15 protein-coding genes are annotated in these 18,845 nt (G+C 39.0%); 1 reads left to right on the forward strand and 14 read right to left on the reverse strand.

Annotated features, from left to right (window positions below):
* Positions 1-12: 12 nt before the first annotated feature.
* The 13 genes from RAO94_03755 to glyS form a co-directional block, all read right to left on the reverse strand.
* Positions 13-261, reverse strand: a complete 249-nt coding sequence (locus RAO94_03755) for a hypothetical protein (GenBank protein ID MDP8321449.1) — start codon at positions 259-261, stop codon at positions 13-15.
* 303 nt (positions 262-564) lie between these two features.
* Positions 565-2,736 carry a T9SS type A sorting domain-containing protein gene (locus RAO94_03760; GenBank protein MDP8321450.1) on the reverse strand — a complete coding sequence of 724 codons (2,172 nt, stop codon included), beginning with the start codon at positions 2,734-2,736 and terminating at the stop codon, positions 565-567.
* A gap of 18 nt (positions 2,737-2,754) precedes the next feature.
* Positions 2,755-3,804 carry a PorV/PorQ family protein gene (locus tag RAO94_03765; protein MDP8321451.1) on the reverse strand — a complete coding sequence of 350 codons (1,050 nt, stop codon included), beginning with the start codon at positions 3,802-3,804 and terminating at the stop codon, positions 2,755-2,757.
* A gap of 10 nt (positions 3,805-3,814) precedes the next feature.
* The gene (locus tag RAO94_03770) at positions 3,815-6,889 is read right to left on the reverse strand and encodes a hypothetical protein (protein ID MDP8321452.1); all 3,075 of its coding nucleotides are present in this window, start codon (positions 6,887-6,889) and stop codon (positions 3,815-3,817) included.
* A 19-nt stretch (positions 6,890-6,908) separates the two neighbouring features.
* Positions 6,909-7,556, reverse strand: coding sequence for a TonB family protein (locus RAO94_03775; protein MDP8321453.1), 648 nt, complete (start codon positions 7,554-7,556; stop codon positions 6,909-6,911).
* A 5-nt stretch (positions 7,557-7,561) separates the two neighbouring features.
* Positions 7,562-7,969 (reverse strand): biopolymer transporter ExbD, encoded by a 408-nt coding sequence (locus RAO94_03780; GenBank protein ID MDP8321454.1) that lies wholly within the window; start codon positions 7,967-7,969, stop codon positions 7,562-7,564.
* Between the two features lie 9 nt (positions 7,970-7,978).
* A complete protein-coding gene (locus tag RAO94_03785) occupies positions 7,979-8,386 on the reverse strand; it encodes a biopolymer transporter ExbD (protein MDP8321455.1) in 408 nt (135 codons plus the stop codon).
* A 14-nt stretch (positions 8,387-8,400) separates the two neighbouring features.
* Positions 8,401-9,207 (reverse strand): MotA/TolQ/ExbB proton channel family protein, encoded by an 807-nt coding sequence (locus tag RAO94_03790; protein ID MDP8321456.1) that lies wholly within the window; start codon positions 9,205-9,207, stop codon positions 8,401-8,403.
* Between the two features lie 29 nt (positions 9,208-9,236).
* Positions 9,237-12,257, reverse strand: a complete 3,021-nt coding sequence (locus tag RAO94_03795; protein MDP8321457.1) for a carboxypeptidase regulatory-like domain-containing protein — start codon at positions 12,255-12,257, stop codon at positions 9,237-9,239.
* Positions 12,258-12,363: 106 nt separating this feature from the next.
* Positions 12,364-12,573, reverse strand: coding sequence for a hypothetical protein (locus RAO94_03800; protein MDP8321458.1), 210 nt, complete (start codon positions 12,571-12,573; stop codon positions 12,364-12,366).
* On the reverse strand, positions 12,573-13,781 hold the full coding sequence (locus RAO94_03805) for a pyridoxal phosphate-dependent aminotransferase (GenBank protein MDP8321459.1): 1,209 nt from the start codon (positions 13,779-13,781) through the stop codon (positions 12,573-12,575). The genes RAO94_03800 and RAO94_03805 overlap by 1 nt, the downstream gene beginning before the upstream one ends.
* Positions 13,778-14,785 carry a phosphate acetyltransferase gene (gene pta / locus RAO94_03810; protein ID MDP8321460.1) on the reverse strand — a complete coding sequence of 336 codons (1,008 nt, stop codon included), beginning with the start codon at positions 14,783-14,785 and terminating at the stop codon, positions 13,778-13,780. The genes RAO94_03805 and pta overlap by 4 nt, the downstream gene beginning before the upstream one ends.
* A gap of 21 nt (positions 14,786-14,806) precedes the next feature.
* The gene (gene glyS / locus RAO94_03815; GenBank protein MDP8321461.1) at positions 14,807-16,894 is read right to left on the reverse strand and encodes a glycine--tRNA ligase subunit beta; all 2,088 of its coding nucleotides are present in this window, start codon (positions 16,892-16,894) and stop codon (positions 14,807-14,809) included.
* Positions 16,895-17,113: 219 nt separating this feature from the next.
* On the opposite strand from glyS, the gene RAO94_03820 reads away from it, so the two are divergent.
* The gene (locus RAO94_03820) at positions 17,114-18,097 is read left to right on the forward strand and encodes a hypothetical protein (GenBank protein MDP8321462.1); all 984 of its coding nucleotides are present in this window, start codon (positions 17,114-17,116) and stop codon (positions 18,095-18,097) included.
* A gap of 466 nt (positions 18,098-18,563) precedes the next feature.
* Here RAO94_03820 and RAO94_03825 read toward each other — a convergent pair.
* The coding region (locus RAO94_03825; protein MDP8321463.1) for a hypothetical protein at positions 18,564-18,845 on the reverse strand (282 nt) is incomplete at its 5' end.

Raw genomic sequence — 18,845 nt, forward strand, 5'->3', positions numbered from 1 at the left:
CTTTTCTATGTTTTAGTCAAATATTCCCATTTGAAAAATACTGATCAATGTTCCCCACATCATTATTGCGAACACGTAACCTATTACCTGCAATACTAACCATGCTTTCGCCCAATTTGCCTTGCATATGTTTGTGCTGCGACTAAATGCCCACATCAGCAACATAATTATACCTACAAATGGTATTGATGATATTATCAGCGTGCCTAACCATTCTCCAACTGTCATCTCGTGATCTGATCTGCCATCATAATTTTCCATTGCTTACTCCCGGTTCTTATATTGATTCTTCTCTTTTCAGTGCCTGACAAATCATCTTCATACCCTTAATCACTGTCAATCCCTTTATTTCCAAAATCGTTCTCAGCAATAATCTGCCTTCCCAGTGCCACAACTCAACCCGGCATGACATAAAAATGTTATGCCGGGTTGAGTTGTGGTACTGGGTGTATTCTGGTTATCTGGAAATATGATATTTTAGGACTAATAGGCAGGATGGGTCAGCAAATAAATAATGCCCTCTATCGGATGATAGAGGGCATTATCAGTATATTAATGATCAGATTATTTCATCAGGATCATTTTCTTTGATGTAGTATATTTTCCAAACTTTGTTTTGTAGAAATAAACTCCAGAAGGAACTTCTGAGCCATTATCATCAGTACCATTCCAGGTTACTGTGTTGATACCAGCTTCATAAGTTTCATTTGTCAGAGTTCTGATCTTCTGGCCTCTTACGTTGTAAACATCAATTCTTACATTACCAGCAGTTTCATTTCTGAACTGAATAGTAGTAGTAGGATTGAAAGGATTAGGATAATTTTTGATCTCTAATGGAACAGAAACAAGATCATTTTCATCAGTATCGTCACCAATACCAAAATAAATACGCATTGCAGCATATTCAAATGTAGAGCCATTATTAAGACCATGCTGCTGGCTGTGGAATGATCCATAATCATTATCATCGAGGAAGAATAAATGAAGAATACCATATCCATCACCATCATCTTCAATTCTGTCACCAGGATAAGCAAAGCAGGGGATCATACCATCAAGTTCTTCAACATAAGTTTCACTGTTTACATTAGCATTCATAAAGATAGGATCACTCCATGTAGCACCCCAGTCATTGGAAACACATATAGCCATTTCTGGTTTTGCTACCCAGTCTTCGTAACCTTCCCATCCTTCATTAGCAGCTTTTGCCATCATTCCATCAACCCACATGTAAGCCATCCAGCCATTTTCTTCATTAGTAGTTAAATAATATTCATTATAATGGAAAGCACTATCTTCATCATAATGGAAAATGGGCCAGTCTTCTGCCCAAAGAGGATAATGAGGAAGACTTGGATCATCATCTGGAGTAAATTCATCAATTTCACCATCTTCATCCAGATCCCATGGTAATACGGGATTACTATCTGCAGGATTAGCACCCTGAGGATAAACATCAGCCTGAGTGAATTCTTCATTAACAAGATCAAAGGTGAAAGTTTTTGGATAGATCATGAATCTCAGTGGCCAGTAGTAACCTGGACCTGAACCGCTGTCAAAAGTAAGACCCATAGCACCAGCCCAGGTAACAGCTGTATTACCATGAGTGGGAACCAGGTTAAAATGTCCAGTATGGATTATATCTTGATTTACAGAGGGATATGTATATGTGGGTGGATCTGTAGGATATCCGGCAACGTTGTCTTCAAATAGATGCCATGTAATACCGTTCCATTCCCAGGAAGGATTCTCAACATCATATACCCAATCCTCATAATATTCCTGCCAGTTATCACCTTCACCATAATTATCATTGATAAAGCAGAACATCTTATCCTGCTGGTCAGGAGCAGCATCTCCAGCGACTCTGTAACCCATAAAGATAAGCTGGTTATCTATAACGCAGAAAGATTTGAAAGGACGATACCAGTACGGATCACCAGAATTCCAGGTATCCAGAACTGGAATTGTATTGTAGTTCCAATCCAGATCACTTTGTGCACTTAAATCTAATTCATCAAAATCAGCATACATGATCATTACATTTTCTGAAGGATTAGCTTCTGTGCCATCCGCAGTCTGATGGTTGCTGGCAACGCAATAAATTCTCTGCTTGCCTGCTACTGGTGAAGGGCCAATAGCCAATTGGGGCCAGATAAATTCATCATCTACTGTAGGATCAAGATCATCTTGAACGTCAGAATCAAGAACTGTGATCACTGGATCTTTCCAGAGACCATGTCCCTGAATGATATGATAAAGGTCATAGATTGCAATACAATCATAAGTGTCAGTACCATCATCAAGAGCATAATGCCAGGTTCCGAATACATCTCCAGTTTCCTGATGTACTACTGCATCAGCATAGTAACCTGGGCTACCAATACCCTGAGAAGCTTGAACTACTCCCATATTATCAATGTAACTGTAACTGATCTCGCTGTTTCCAGCTTGATCTTTCACACGATACATGATATAAACGCCACCACCGTGATCTTCTGGTTGAAGAGCAATCGGAGTCTGGTTATAGCACTGGAAGTAATCTGCATAATTAGTTAACAGATCCTGTGGTGTTACCGACCATTCCCATTCAGGAACGTCACGTGAAATAGTTTTTCGAGCAGGTGCAGATACTGAGCGATCTGGTGTAAACTTGTCCGTTTTCACCGGCATCAATTCTGCCCATAAGCTTACTACAAAAATAATAAGTAAACTGATTAATAATACTTTCTTCATTTGTCCTCCTAAGATAAATTAATATAACAATTTTATAGTGAAACGCTGTGGCGTTTCGATAAATGATTCGGTCAAATCTCCGAAATCAGAATATGAGTAATCGAGCATAATGATGAATGAACTGGTGGGAATGATGAATCCCATTCCACAACTGAAACCGGCAGCATCATATTCAAACTGATATCCACTTCTCAGGAAGAATTTCCCGATTTTATATTCAGCTCCAAGATTATAAGTTTCCTGGCGGTCAACATAACTATCTAACTGCAAAGAAGCAAGCAGATATGAACTTTCATCCGGATTGCGGAAAACATCACCAGCAATAGCTAAAGAAAAATTCATTGGTAATTTGAAAGGCATCTCATCTCTATCTTCATCGATTAAGCCATCACCGTCATTATCCAGCAGGTCAAAAACGTCCTCGTCATATTGACCATCACCATCTTCATCGACGTCAAATTCCATGTCCGGTCCAAAATTCCTCATAGCCATACCAATAGTAATATTATTCCAACCAGTATTATAAAGAGTTCCCAGATCAAAGGCAAAAGAGCCCCAATCATATAAACCAGTGGCAACATATTCATCAAGTTCTTCTCTGATATATTTTACTGTAAAACCAAAAGAAAACTTATCTGTGAACTGGTTAGCATAGGAAAGTCCTGCTGCCAGATCATAGCAATTAAACATTTCGCCAGTAGGTCCAAATTGCTCCTCAGTAGTCACTTCCATTTCTGGCATGTGCAAATATGACATACTAAATGCCAGAACACCAAAATCATAGTAACGGGAAGCGGCAAAATATTCATGCTGAATGTCTGCTACCCATTCGGTGTGAGAATAGAATACCTGATTTTGTGTGCTCAATGCAAGTCCTGCAGGATTCCAGTAAACTGATGAGATGTCATTAGTTACGGCAGTATAGGCCTCTCCCATTCCAATAGCACGAGCATCAATTCCTAATTTCAGGAATTGAACTCCCGCAGTTGCAGATTTTGGGAAAATATCCGCTGCCAGGAGCAGGGGTAATAATACTACCAATGTGATTATTAATAATTTCTTTTTCATGATTCACCCCCTACTTTATTATGACAAACTTGCCGACTTTCTTATCGCCGGAATCTTTGTCTTTTACTGAGAATAGATAAACACCTGGGGCAATGATCTGATTATGCCTTGATAAAAGATTCCAGGCATGAATTCCACCAGCAGCCTGAGCTTCATTAGCAGCTTTGGATACTGTCAGGATATCTTCGTAATTCTCGTTACCATTATGCTCCAATTGATCAACCAGGTCTCCTGCCAGAGTCCATATCTTGATCGTGCATCTTTCTGGAAGATTAACAAACCATAACCTGCGACTCTTATCACCTTTATTATCTGTATCATACTTGCCATCAAACTTGCTGAAACCTATATAAGGATTCGGTACTACATAAATATTATCCATAGCACTATTAGAAGCGGGTCCAGGGAAGAATATCTTCATGTTTGCATCAGCATCTCTGGCAGATTCCAGTACAGGTATATCCAATGAAGGCATACCTCTATCCCAGGATGATACTGCCACGTAATATTCAATGCCTTTGGGTGGATGATTGATAGTTTCAGTATAATAACGACGGGCAAGTCTATCTTTTCGCAGCTTTGCGATTTTTACTTCATCATCTATATTTGATTGACCAAGGTGATTTGAGATTGGAATTAACCTGTCATCATAGAGTTCAAGATATACATCGTCACTGACATCAGGATGTTTAAATAATAATGCCTGATCATTAAATGATTTGCCTACTGCCTCAGTAGCTGCTGTTGCTGCATCCATCTGATAATTATACAAAGGTGCACCATAAACAGTTATACCATCATTAAAATCATCTATGGTATAAGGAATAAGGTCATATAGCTCATTAAAATGATAATAACTTGTATCTGCTTCAGTAATTTGATGAGCATCAGGGAGTCCTTTATCAATACCCAGGTCTCCACCAAAATCCAGGAAAAATTCAGTACTATAATTTACCATATAGTCTTCATAATCCTGATCAGTTTCAAACTTATCCCAGCGTCCTTTCTGCATCCAGTATTCCTGAGAACCACTTCCTGATCTTCCCCAGAGTGAATAGCCCTGGAAATCATGACGAAGCCTGTAACCTGTCCAGGGATTCAGATAGGCATTAATATTGCGATTTGCTTCTATATCTGTATAAGCTTCCAGGTCTTCATCCCAAACATAAGGAGCAAATTCATGAGGACAATCTTCTCTAAATTGAGGATCATTTTCCCAGACGGTCATATAGCTATTAAGAGTTGAGAGTGTATCTTCTACCTGCCAGCCAATCTGCTGAATTTTAATTGTTTTTGTATCTATATTATCAATTTCAGAGCGGTTATCCCAATATACATTAATTGAATTTCCGGTCTCTGATAATTCACCAAACATCATAGGAATCTCTGGTGGTTCCGGCGGAATATAATGAATAAATGTATCTGGTTGAGTAACAGTTATCAAATCCTGTGCCTGTCCATAAGTATCCTTGGCATGAATTGATGTCTGCATCAGATCAAGTCGGGAATCTCCAGGAAATACTGCCACAACAATCTTCATTGTTTTACCAGGTGCCAGATTCCAGCGTTTGTAGTAGTTTCCTTCATCATCTGTCTCATTATATTCAGGAGTATCTGGCAGAGCACCATAAAATCCAAACAAATAACGTGTATCCAATCCACCAGATGCTTCCTGAGCATTGGGCTGATCTCTTAGAGAAGTATATTTATCATCATTAGGGTTTATATTAGTTAATAACCAGTATTTCTCATTTGCTGTTGTAGTAGGATTAATATCTAAAGGATCTGAATCATCAGGGCCATCACCAACATCCCATGTCCAGCAGGCAAATTCCAGAATATCAGGATCAGGAGTACAAACTCTTGAACCGATCAAACCGGTTGTAAGACCATTATCACCATCAAAATCTTTGGTGTAGGCAAATTCATATCCAGGTCCAGCCACGTAGGAACTGTAATCATCAGAATGCACATTATCCCAGGCTTGAGGTCCCACATCAGAATCCATATAAACACCCATGGCACAATCAAATAATGTATCCTCATAGGTACTGGTAAAATTCATATTAGTAATATCAAATTCCACATAAACCAGATTTTTTATATGTTCATAACTCCACTGGTAACTAAGCTGTCTTACTCTTACTTTCAGTGGAAAATGATCAGATGAACCCTTGCTGTCTCCCCAGTCACGTTCAGTAGATGTACCAAAAGGACTATAGTCATAATAATAGGCAATAAAATCCTGCTCTGATACCGGATATCCATCTTCATCAAGTAAGCCATCGCCATCATCATCATGTGCTTTTGTAAAGCAGAATACATCATTACTGGGATCCTGAGAAAGATCAACAAAACCCAGTGGGAACCAGATTTCTTCATTATTTATTACTGGTCCAAACTCTATAGGATTCAATTCGTGAAGATACATTCCTCCGTAACCTGAAAAGGCAATTGGTAATTCATCAGCAACTCTAAATGGGAAAGCAAAGCCAACGGGATCTTCATCAATCCGTCCATCACCATCATCATCTTCACCACGACGCTGCTTTCTGATTGAAGTGGTCGCTACAACGTCTTCACTGTTATAATCATTATACATCTGCCCCAATGGAGAAGTTTCCAGCGGATTATATGCCGGTAGAAATTCCTTTAGATCAAGGTCTCCATCAAAACCTACTGTCACTAAAGTATCAATTACCAGTTCCAGATCCTCTGTCCATTCATCAGAACCTTCAGGGATTACGTCATTTTCATCTTCAGGATCTTCTGCCCAATACAGCTTCTGTCCCAAACCGTTTCGTCTAATTTTCTTTGCTCCAAACCATAGTGCTCCACGATAGAGATAATCTATGCCGCTACCACCCGGATACTCGAGTGAAGGCCACTCAGGGGTGATGTCTCCACCAGAACCAAAAAAACCATAGTTACTGATACGTAACCAGATATTTCCAACATTGTGGTAACGGACAAGATCGAGCTTCTTTCCAGAAGCAGGTTCTACCAGGGCTTTGGCATATAATACGCCAAAAGCTATTAGCAAAATGAGGCAAATTACAAATATCCTGGTTCTCAGTAAATTCATATATCTTTCCTCCATTGTCTTAATTTTCTAAATAGAAGTTCACGGGAAATGTTACCCAGACAGCAATGGCTTTACCATTCGTCTTTGCTGGTTCAAATTCCAGTTGACGTGCATATTCAATAGCAGCTTCATCCAGACCGCCTGGTCCGGGTAAAACTGATTTTTTTACATCTATTGCCCCAATTTTACCGCTACGGAGCACTTCCAGTTCCAATATTACTGTACCCTGGATATTTGCTTCTTTGGCAAATTTGGGATATCTCAGTGGCGCTTCATTCAACTTTTTGGGGGGTTCATCGTAATATATGAATTCTTTAGGTGTAGTATTCCAGCCATCAGGTTTTGCGATCTCTTCATACGGATCTAAAGTTGTCTTATCTATAGTATCCAGTTCCATCAATTCATCATCATCATCATCATCTGATAATTGATCATCGATCACGATCTGGATCTGTGGTTTAATTTGTGTCTCCGGTGGTTTGATCTTCTCTTTGATCTCTGGTGGGATCTCAATAGCTTCAGTAGTTTTCACCTCTGCTTTATATGCTTTGATTTCAATATTTGGTGATACCAGAAAGGCAAATAAAATTAATAATATAGCTAAACTGAAAGCTTTGTCATAGTAGCTGTTGGCTACGTCTTTCCAATCCTGATATTTTCTTTCCATATCCGTTACCTCTTCAGTTTAGCTTCAAATTGTACCCGCAGAGCATTCGCATCCTTGAGTTGATTTAATATATCTGACATGATACCGTAGTTTGTATCTTTATCTGTCCGGAAACAGGTTATGGTATTGATATCTTCTGCCAGTTTCTGCTGCATTATCACACTCACCTGGGGAATTTCCACAGCATAATCATCAATCGTAATAGTTCCCGTGCGGTTCACATAGATAGTAGTAGCATGTTTGCGAGGAATCTTTTGGATTTCTTTTGCTTTTGGCAGGATCACATCTAAACCTTTCTCTTTTACAAATACCGTACTTACCATAAAAAATAACAGCAAGAGAAATGAGATATCTCCCATGGATGTTGTAGGTATCTGTGTCTCAGGTTTTGCATTACGTCTAACTTTTGCCATAATACCTTCCTAGTTAGTGGATAACGAGATTTTTTCTGCTCCCGCTGCCTGTAAAAGGTCAAGAACCCTTACCATGTAATCATAATTGCTTTTTCTATCAGTTTTTAAAGAGATAACCATATCAGGGTTACCCTTTACTTTATTCCGAATTACTTTCTCAAGGTCTTCCAGAGGGACTTCTTCTTCGTTTACAGCTACCAGTCCGTCTTTATTGATCCAGACCTTGGTGAGATTTTCATCTTTGATCTTTGCCTTTTGCTGGGTCGGATCGCTCGCTGGAGGTAACACCAGACCTAATCCCTTTTTGATATCAAAGGTAGTGGTTGATAAGAAGAAAACCAGAAGCAGGAATGATATATCAGACGTAGATGTTGTCGGAATACCACCCAGATTCTTTCTTTTCCTGCCTAATTTCATCTTTGCACCCCCTGTTAATTCTCAATCAGGGTTTCCACAACCTTCTCTGAACCTCTCTGCATATCAAGAACTATACCATCTACATTACCAAGAAGTAGATTATTAAAAAACTGTACAGGGATTGCCACTGCCAATCCGGCAGCAGAAGTAATCAAAGCTACATTAATACCACTTGCCACAATAGTAGGATCCACTTCACCAGCTTTGGCAATAGCATCAAATGCCTGGATCATGCCCACAAGAGTTCCAAAGAATCCCAGCATCGGTGCCAGATTAATAACTGTGGACATTGGTACAAAACCCTTTTCCAGAAATGCCATCTCGATGGTTCCTGCGCTTTCCATAGCCTTTTCAACAGCATCCACTCCGCGATCTGCTTTCAATAGACCTGCATGGATTATAGCTGCTACTGGTCCCTTGGTTTTAGCGCACACATTTGCTGCATCCTGGTACTTTTTTTCCTTAAGTAAAGGTATAATTTTATCAAATAAGGCATTAATATTGATTCTGGCATATGATAAGGCAATAATCTTATATATTATAACTGCTATTGCCCATATAAGAAGAACCAGAATCGGCCACATGGCGAATCCACCATCAAGGAACAGATCTACAAATCCGCTTCCAACCAGACTTCTGGCAAATGCTTCAAATCCACCTACCTGGGGAGATTCATCAAACATCATCTCCTCATTTGCTGCTGATGTAGTTTCTGTTATTCCTGTTGCATTATTCTCTACATCCTGGGCATAAAGACTCACTCCGAAAAGTAATGTTAAGATTGTTACCATCATGAAGAGATTCAAAAACCTTTTCTTCATTATATCCTCCTAAATATTATTCTCTTTTTTTACCAGTTAAAGGTGAAACCAATACTATATGTTCTGCCTTCGCTGGCTCTTGACGGGTCATCTATGCCCATCTGATGAATTAGATATGTCTCTTCTGAAACATAGTCACCATTATCATCTATATAACCATCACCATTAGGATTTGGTTCATATAATCCGTCATCATTCGGTCTGCCAGTTCTTGGAAATACACCATAATAATTAATCTTATCGAACAGGTTACTGATCGTTAGGTAAAACTTGACTGATGATTTTTTACTAAAAGAAAATTTCTTGTAAATTGTCAAATTTGCATTTGATGTATAAGGCTTATTTGAACTATTGATATCATCAGAAGTATCTTCATCATTTACGCCTGTATATGGTGATCCGGAAGCAATATTATAGAGGAAATTCATTGAGAAATCATCAAATGGTACACGTACATTAATAAAAGGCAGATAGAATTCCTCATCATTTTGAATCCTGAATCCCATATTGAAATTGAAATTGTGTCGTGTATCCCAATCCAGTGGAAATTCGCGAAGATTAGTAGTCTCATCCTGAACTACAGTACTGGAATTGTTTCCATTTGCCCATGATAATGAGTACGAAGCTGATCCCGAAATGAAATTAGATAATTGCTTGCTCAAATTAAGATCAATCCCTTTTGCAGAGCCGTAATCCTCTGAATAATATTCGTACCAGTAAACTGTCTCATCGCCTTCCTTTTCTACTTTACGTGTACTTACATAATTATATATATTTTTGTAATAAGCTGTTAAATCCATCATTATATCTTCTGTCAACTGCTGTTGTAATCCCACCTCGTATGTTACTGTGATCTGTGGTTCCAGTGAAGGATTACCAACTACTACATTGGAATCACTTGTATAGGCATCAGTGGAATCCACTGTAGTAAATATATACTGCATCTGAGGTAATTGATTTTGATAATTATAAGCAAAATGCAGCACTGAACCCTCAACAATTGGGTGAGATACGCCAAGACGTGGAGAAACCATCATCTGGAATTTCTCATCATTGTCAAAGTCACGTTCGCGATATGATCCATCTTCCTTTAATATCTCATAGCTTTCACCCAGATACCAGAAATCTAACCGGACTCCGGCATTTACTATCATACCTTCCCATTCCATCTTGTCCTGAAGATAATAAGCTGCCTGCCAGGGATCTGCCCTGTAACCATCAGTAGTTCCCGATGCAGCAACTATTGCATCAAAATTATCCTGTTGTGAATAAAAATCAGTATCTTCTGATAATTCCAGATCCATTATCCCATCACCATTTGTATCCAAACTGTCACCAGCATCATAATGCTCTATTGCAATACGACTTGCCAGATATTCATCATAGCGATATGGGTCTATTATCCAGGGATTATACAACCTGTCTTTTTCAATATGATGTTTGATCAATTCAAAACCTGATTTAAAACCATGAATTGTATTAACCTGATACTCAAAATCAGTTCTTAAAGTCATTTGCTCACTGGAATCATCCTGATAAGTTCCATAAATGGCTCCAGGAGTTACAAATGAGCCTACCGGGTATTCATTACCATCACTAAAGTACTGCCAGTTATATACTTCTCCTTCTCCTATTACACCATTACCGTTCTCATCCAGAAAATATATTCCGCTGGTATTACGACCATTGGAATCCATATAATAAATATCCCATTCTGAACTATCCATCATTGTATAATAATCATCTCTATCAATATCCTTAGGCTGAAGAGTATAGCTCTTTTGGTAATATGATCCCTTTATTTTTAAATTCATTTGTGAATTGAACATGTGATCATAGGTGACAATATACTGGTTCTGCAACTGTTCATACTCCAGATAATGCTCAAGTGCATATCTCCAGGCATGACTGTATGGAGTACTGTTGCTGGTATCCCCACGCATGGCAAAAGTAATATTCTGACGAGGATTTAACTGGTATTTAACCTTTAAATTTGCATTATAGTAATTATAATTTCGCTCATCTAAAACAATATCATCAAAATCCATTAACCAGTTTTCATCATGGTATGGATTATAACTGGACCATTCACCACTAAGGTTTGGTATATCATCGTTAGGGTCAGTGGAATAATAATCTCTGTATCTACCATCAGTAAATTTAATTGCACCGTTTAAGAAAAAGGTTAAATCGTTTCGAAGGTTGGGTCCCAGGTCACCTAGTACAGGTCCACCAAGGGCAAATTTTAATTCATCTTCATTAGAAGGATTGTCAAAATTCAGTTTTTCAGACAACAGATCAAAAGTTAATTCTTTCAAACCTAATAAATGATCAGTATTAATTTCCAGCTTACCACTGTAATTCTCTCCACCACTCTTGGTTACGATATTTACAATTCCAGACTGAGCATTACCGTATTCAGCGGTAAATCCACCAGTCATCACGCTCATATCTGCAATTGCATCCTGATCTAAAGTCAAGGCAGAACCTCCATCAACTGGATCTGAGACGCTCATCCCATCTACAGTATAAACTACCTCATTCGCTCTACCACCACGAACGTGAAGCTCTCCACCGGTATTTACAGCACCTGCCTGGATCGCTACGATATCTTCAATACTCTCTGCAGCTATTTCTTCGATTGTATCCGAAGTTACTGTTGATGAAGAACCAGAGCGATCTCTTTTCACTCCCTGATTCTTTGCTTCAATAATCGTTACACCTTCCAGAGCTAATGCATCTTTGCTCAATGTGAAATTCAAGGTCGTTGTCTCATCGATTCCGATCTTAACTCCTTCAACCAATTGAGTACCAAAACCCATTGAAAGGCATTTTACATTATAAGTCCCGGGAGGTATGTTTATGATTATATATTGACCGTTGTCTTTTGCTGCTGCGCCAATCTGCGTACCCTCCAGAATAATATTTGCCGGTGCTGGTCTACCTTGTTCGTCTCGCACCTTTCCTGCTAATTGTCCTGTAGTTCCCGCATTTAACATCAGACCGATGAAAACAGTGAATATAAATATAAACAATATCTTCTTCTTCATCAAAATCCCCCTTAGTTATTGGATTTCATTCATTACACAAAAAAACTTTGTAAAGTATAATGTCAATTTAATTTTTTTGCCTGTCTTAATCATCTTTACACTATCTTTATTCTTTTTGTTGTTCTTGACTCTCGGTTTGAATTGTATTTCGCCAGTACTCACCAAAATTTCTGCCATTTGGACTGATTATAAAACGAATTAATAATATTAGAAGGATAAAAATCGCCAGCTTGAATAATAAACCACCCCAGGTTGATGCTCGCTTACTGCGTCGTTCTGCCTTTCTTCGCTCTATTTCTTCCCGAAATACTTTCATTAGTCCTGACTTATCAGTGAACGTAGACCTTCACCAAACCACTCAATTCCACGACGAATATTATCTACACTATTGGCATAGGAAAATCGCACAAAGCCTTCAGCCTGAAAAGCACTACCTGCAACTAATGCCAGATGATACGTACTCAAAAGATAACTGCATAGTTCTTCACTGGTATTGATACCTCGCTGATTTTTTTTCAGATACCAGCTCACATCTGCCATTATATAAAATGCCCCTTGTGGTTTCATGCAATGCACTTCGGGAATTTCATTTAATCCCTTAAACATATAATCTCGTCGTTGGGAAAATTCCTTCCGCATATATTCCACACTTCCATCATCTTCATCTAAAGCAGTCACACAGGCTCGCTGGGTTATAGAATTTACGCAAGATGTTGTATGGCTTTGAATCTCACTCGCTTTACTAACTATCTCCTCTGGTCCCGCCATATATCCCAGCCGCCAGCCGGTCATGGCATATGCTTTGGATACTCCATTCACTACCACAGTATTTTTCTTTAATTCAGGTGATAATGAGGCTATTGAGACGTGCTCAGTACCATCATAGATCAGCTTTTCGTAGATTTCATCTGAGAGTATGAGTATCTCATTTTCCAGACATACTTCACCAATTGCCTCGAGTTCTGAGCGGGTATAAACCATTCCTGTTGGATTATTGGGACTATTAAGGATCAATACCTTTGGATTGCTTAATTTCTTGATCCGTGCTGAAAGCTGCTCAGCAGTTATTTTAAAATTATTTGCCATACTGGCTTCCAGTATTTCCGGATGTGCATCACATAACCATACCTGGCTTTCATAGCTGACCCAGCTTGGTGTCGGGATGATGACTTCATCCCGGGGGTCACAGATTGTCATTAGTACATTGATCAGAGAAGCTTTTGCTCCAGGGCTCACCAGAATATTTTTGGGTTCATATTCCAAGCCATTATCACGCTTGAATTTCCTGATAATTGCTTCTTTTAATTCTATTATTCCTGCACTGGGCGTATATCTGGTATAATTATCATCTATTGCCTGCTTTGCTGCTATTTTAATATATTCTGGAGTATTAAAATCAGGTTCACCTACTCCAAAATTAATTACTTCAATTCCATCCTTTATCATCTTTTTAGCTAATGCAGATACTTTTAAAGTTGGAGATGGCTGCATACACCTTGCGCGATGAGATAATCTTTTTTTCATTTCTCTTCTCCTTGATTTTGGGCTAAAAGAATTACTAATGCTGTGGTATTAACCACATCTTCCCATTCGCAACCTCGCGAAAGGTCACAGATTGGGGCTGCAAGTCCCTGGATTATGGGTCCTATCATTTGTGCTTTGGCAAAATGCTCAACTAATTTACAGCCGATATTGCCACTTTGTATTTCCGGGAAAATCAAGATATTTGATCTTCCGGCAACAGGGCTGTCAGGTGCTTTTCGCTCAGCTACCATAGGCACGATAGCTGCATCAAGCTGCAATTCACCATCAAAATCAAAATCTACGTTGCGATCTTCAAGAAGCTTCTTGGCTCTGCGAACTTTGTTTACCCTTTCATGCTCAGCACTGCCTAAAGTGGAAAAACTCAATAAAGTCACTTTAGGATCCATTCCCAGCAATTGTCGCCCGGTATGAGCAGTTTCGATCGCAATATCTGCCAATTGCTCTGCTGTAGGTACTGGTACCACTGCACAATCTGAAAACAAAAAGATTGACTCTTTCCCCTGAAAATCCGGCACAACCATGATCAATGCACTGGATACAGTATTTAAACCCGGGGTTATTCCCACAACCCGTAAACCTGCCTTGATCACACTGCCGGTTGTATTTGCTGCTCCTGCCACCATGCCGTCTACTTTACCAAATTTCACCATCATGGCGCCAAAATATAAGGGTTTAGTAACTGTCATCAACGCTTCATCGTAGCTGATTCCCTTTTTCTTCCGCTTGGCATAATAATAATCTGCAAAGGCTTCTATTTCATGATATGAGCCAGGATCCACAATTTCAATGCCACTCACATCCAAACCTTCCAGCTTGGCATAAGTCCTGATCTCATCAGGTTTACCAACTAAGACTATTTCCGCCAATCCTTGTTTAGTGATCTCTTGCGCAGCTTTCAAAATCCGCACATCATGCGATTCCGGCAAGATCACTCTCCCACCGATTGCTTTAGCCTTTTCTCTAAACTCTTTCAATATCTCCATAATTGTCCTCTATTTATTTTTCTATTTTTCTTCTACTACGATCAAAGCCAGATCTGCTACCCGTAAAAATTCCTCTCGGATCTTGCTCAATAGATTATATCTGTTCTTCCTGACTCCCTGATCTTCCACATTTACCAGCACTTCGTCAAAAAATCTGTTAATGTATTCACTAAAATGTACCAATTTCTCCATCATTTTATCATAATTTCCGGCTAACTCAGATAATTCTTCTGCCAGTATCAGGTATTCCTTAAATAATTGTTTCTCCGCTGTGTCTGCAAAGAGTTCTTCCTTTACCTTACCAAAATCTGATTGTTCACCAATGATATTTGATACTCGTTTAAATCCCAATACCAGCCTGATGAAATCATCTCTTTGCCGAAAACTTTCCACTTCCTTTGCCCTGACTAAGAGATCAGGAATATTTTCCCTGCCCACATGCATCACACTTTCGATCACATCATAGCCAATTCCATTCTGTTTCAATAACCAGTTTACTCTCTGGTTAAAAAAGTCCTGAACTATTATTAGATTATGATCTGGCTCTTTCAGCTTGTCTGCCAGTAGTTCAAAGCTCTTATCTATCGCCTTCTCCAGATTAAGCTCTATTCCCTTATCTGCCAGAATGCTAACTATCCCATTAGCTGCTCTTCGCAAGGCAAAGGGATCATTGGAACCCGTGGGAAGCATGTCCACTCCCATTATCCCGCAAACAGTATCAAGTTTATCTGCTATTGCCACAATAGTTCCCGTTTCTGTCTCAGGAAATCCATCATTTTGACCCTTTGGTTGATAATGTTCATATATTCCGGCAGCCACTTGCTGGTTTTCTCCACTCTTGATAGCGTATTTCATCCCGATGTAACCTTGTAATTTAGTAAATTCCTTCTCACCCAGCATTTGCGTCACTAAGTCTGCCTTGCATAAAAGGGCAGTTCGCAGTACATCTGATTTCCTTCCCTTATCTATTTGCAGCTCTTCACATATATATTCACTTAAAGCTGCAATCCGCTTTGTCTTTTCCAAAAGATTCCCTAAATCCTTCTGAAATAATACCTCTGTAAGCTTATCCACATAGAATTCCAGCTTTTCTTTGGTATCTTCCTCATAGTAAAATTCTGCATCTGCAAGTCTGGCACTTATCACCTTCTCATTTCCGCGCCGGATTAAGGATTCACTATTTTTATCTGAATTATTTGTAAATATAAACCGGTTAGCTAATTTGCCATCTGACCCGCGCAAAGCAAAACATTTCTGGTTTTGACTCAGGGTAGATATTATTATTTTTTCAGGCAATCTCAAATATTTCTCTGCAAAACTTCCCAGCGTTGCTGTGGGATATTCCACCAGATTTGTTACTTCTTCCAGCAATCTGTCATCTTTGATAACTTCCAGACAGTTCTTCTTCTCGATTGCTGCCATCTGCTCTGCTATCAATGATCTGCGCTCATCGCGATCAGCTATCACATCCACTTTTCTCAGCTTTGCCAGATAATCATCACTAGCGGAGATTTCTACCGGATTCACCAGTTTTTTATTTCTGTTTCCATAACTTATCCTGCCTGAGTCTATCCCATTGATATTTATTTCTATTAATTTATCACCATAAATACTTATCAGCCATCTTACTGGTCTGGCAAACCACATCCTGCTACTGCCCCAACGCATGGTTTTGGGAAATGTTATACTCTCCACTGCTTCAGTAATAACTGATGGTAAAAGCTCCTCGGTAGTCTGTCCCTTTTTCTCTATGCGTACAGCTATTTTATCACCTTTGGGACTGGATACCTGAAATATATCCTGTTCATTCGCTCCCGCACCTCTCACAAATCCCAATGCTGCCTTTGTTAGATTTCCTTCACTGTCAAATGCTATTTTCACTGCTGGTCCCACTCGCTCTATCACTTTATCCTGCTGTTCACTCTCCAGATCGCGAATGCACAATGCCAGCCTACGAGGCGTACTATATCTTTCTACTTTATTATATCCCAGCCCAGCTTTCTTTAAACTGGCTTCTATACTGGAGCAAAACTTCTCCATCGCAGGCTCTATATAACCCGCAGGGATTTCCTCTACTCCCAGTTCTATCAGCATATCTCTTTTATCCATAATGCCTTCTATCACGTTTTTTTTAGTGAAAAATCAAAACTTAATATCTTCCAGATATTGTCCATAAATTATTTGTCAAATATGATAATTATATCAATAATCCGTCAATCACCCATAACTTTGCCATCCACCTAGATGAAATCATATTTCTCAAATAATTTGACACATTTTAACCTCAATGGGATATTGCATTAATTAAAGTAAAAATACGGAGGATCAATGAAAAATATACTTAAACTTATACTGATTGCCCTTTTGGCAATGTTTTTCTTTGCCTGTGAAACTGATGATGAAGATAATGATAAGGATACAGCTGATATCCAGATATCAAACCTTTCTAATAACCCTGCCAAAGTGTATATTTACAATTCTGGCAGCAGTTCATATCTACAGGACACTATTCCTGCCAATGGTTCCAAAATTGTTACTGTTGAAGACGGAACAGCTGGACTTAATGTTAATGGTGGCAGAGCTATTATTGATTACAGACACGTGATCAATTCTGAAGAAGTTGATGTGATCTCTTCCATTTATGCTGATCTCAGCATCGCTACCACTGCCTTTGTTCAGATCGATAATGAATATGGATGCCTGGATATTGAAAGCTATAGTCAAAGTGATGAAATGTGGGTAAGTATAGATTTCGGACTTCCAGAAATTATCCCTGCCTGGAGTGATCTCACTAAATTCTATGACCCTCCCGGTCTTGCTGTTAATAAATTTATTGAGTATAATGGTTATACTCTTTTTGCTGGAGAAATTAATATCACTGTCGTTGAAGATGATTATTCCAGACTGGATATTTATCCAGATGCCGGCTGTTTCAGGATAAATAATACTTCCACATCATTTGTGATCGAGGAAGTATATCTTTCTCCTTCCACCGAAACCACCTGGGGAACAAATGATCTCATGTTCTATATTGATCCTGGAGAATTTTATACCTGGACCTGTACTTCTGATATGGAATGGGATCTCAAGGTTGTGGATGACTGGGAAGATGAGTTCACTTTCTTTAATATTAATATGGGCACTGATGATGTATATACCTATAATTATGATGGCTTCCGTGCATCCAAAAACCCAAATGCTGATCAGGATAAAATCACCAATGCCAAAAATGCTGAAATTACTGTAACTTCACCAAGATGCGAAGCTAATGATCGCCCTGCATCTGCCATCACCATCAGTTCAGTTAAATAATGTTATAATAATATTTCAATAAATAAAAAAGCCGGTACCTACCGGCTTTTTTTTATCCCTGGAACTACGAGCACCAGCTCGTAGAAATTTAAAAGCTACGAGCTGGTGCTCGTAGTTCCCACAAATACACACCCCTTATCCGTGAATATCCGTGTAATCCGTGGCTTCTTCCTTCTCGCCTGCTATTAAGTAGAAATTTTGAAGTTACATACTTATCTTCATGAAACATATTTTGTTAAGATGAACAAATTATGTAATATATAGGCAAATTTGTCCCACAGCACCAAACAAGCCATTGTATAAGCATCTTACAGCTTTTCAACAACCCCATAGACTGCTTAATGCCTGAGCAAATTAGCACTATCTAACAATATAATGTCACTACGTGCTAAGTTGTTGTGGGAGATATAGGGCTTATCGGTCGTATAGTACCTATAAAATGGGGTGATGGCAGATAGTGATCTATTTAAAAAATTATGGGAAAGACAATCACTACTATAAATGTCCATACCCCATAGAGAGGTAGAAATCTGGTGATGTTGCGAGAGATAGATAGCGGATCTCGTTTTGATATCTGGATTTGGAATAGATTGATACCGATCGTGATCAGGTTGGCGAATACTATCAGATTCATTCCGGTTACTGCCAGTTTATTGGGTGTGATGCCATAAGTGAAAAGGCGGTAGAGTATAGCCGAAAGCGCGATCAAATTCAAGACGCAGGCAAATAGAGTGAGAAAATAAAGGAC

This window comes from Candidatus Stygibacter australis (assembly GCA_030765845.1).
In the GTDB taxonomy this organism is placed as follows: Bacteria; Cloacimonadota; Cloacimonadia; order Cloacimonadales; family TCS61; genus Stygibacter; species Stygibacter australis.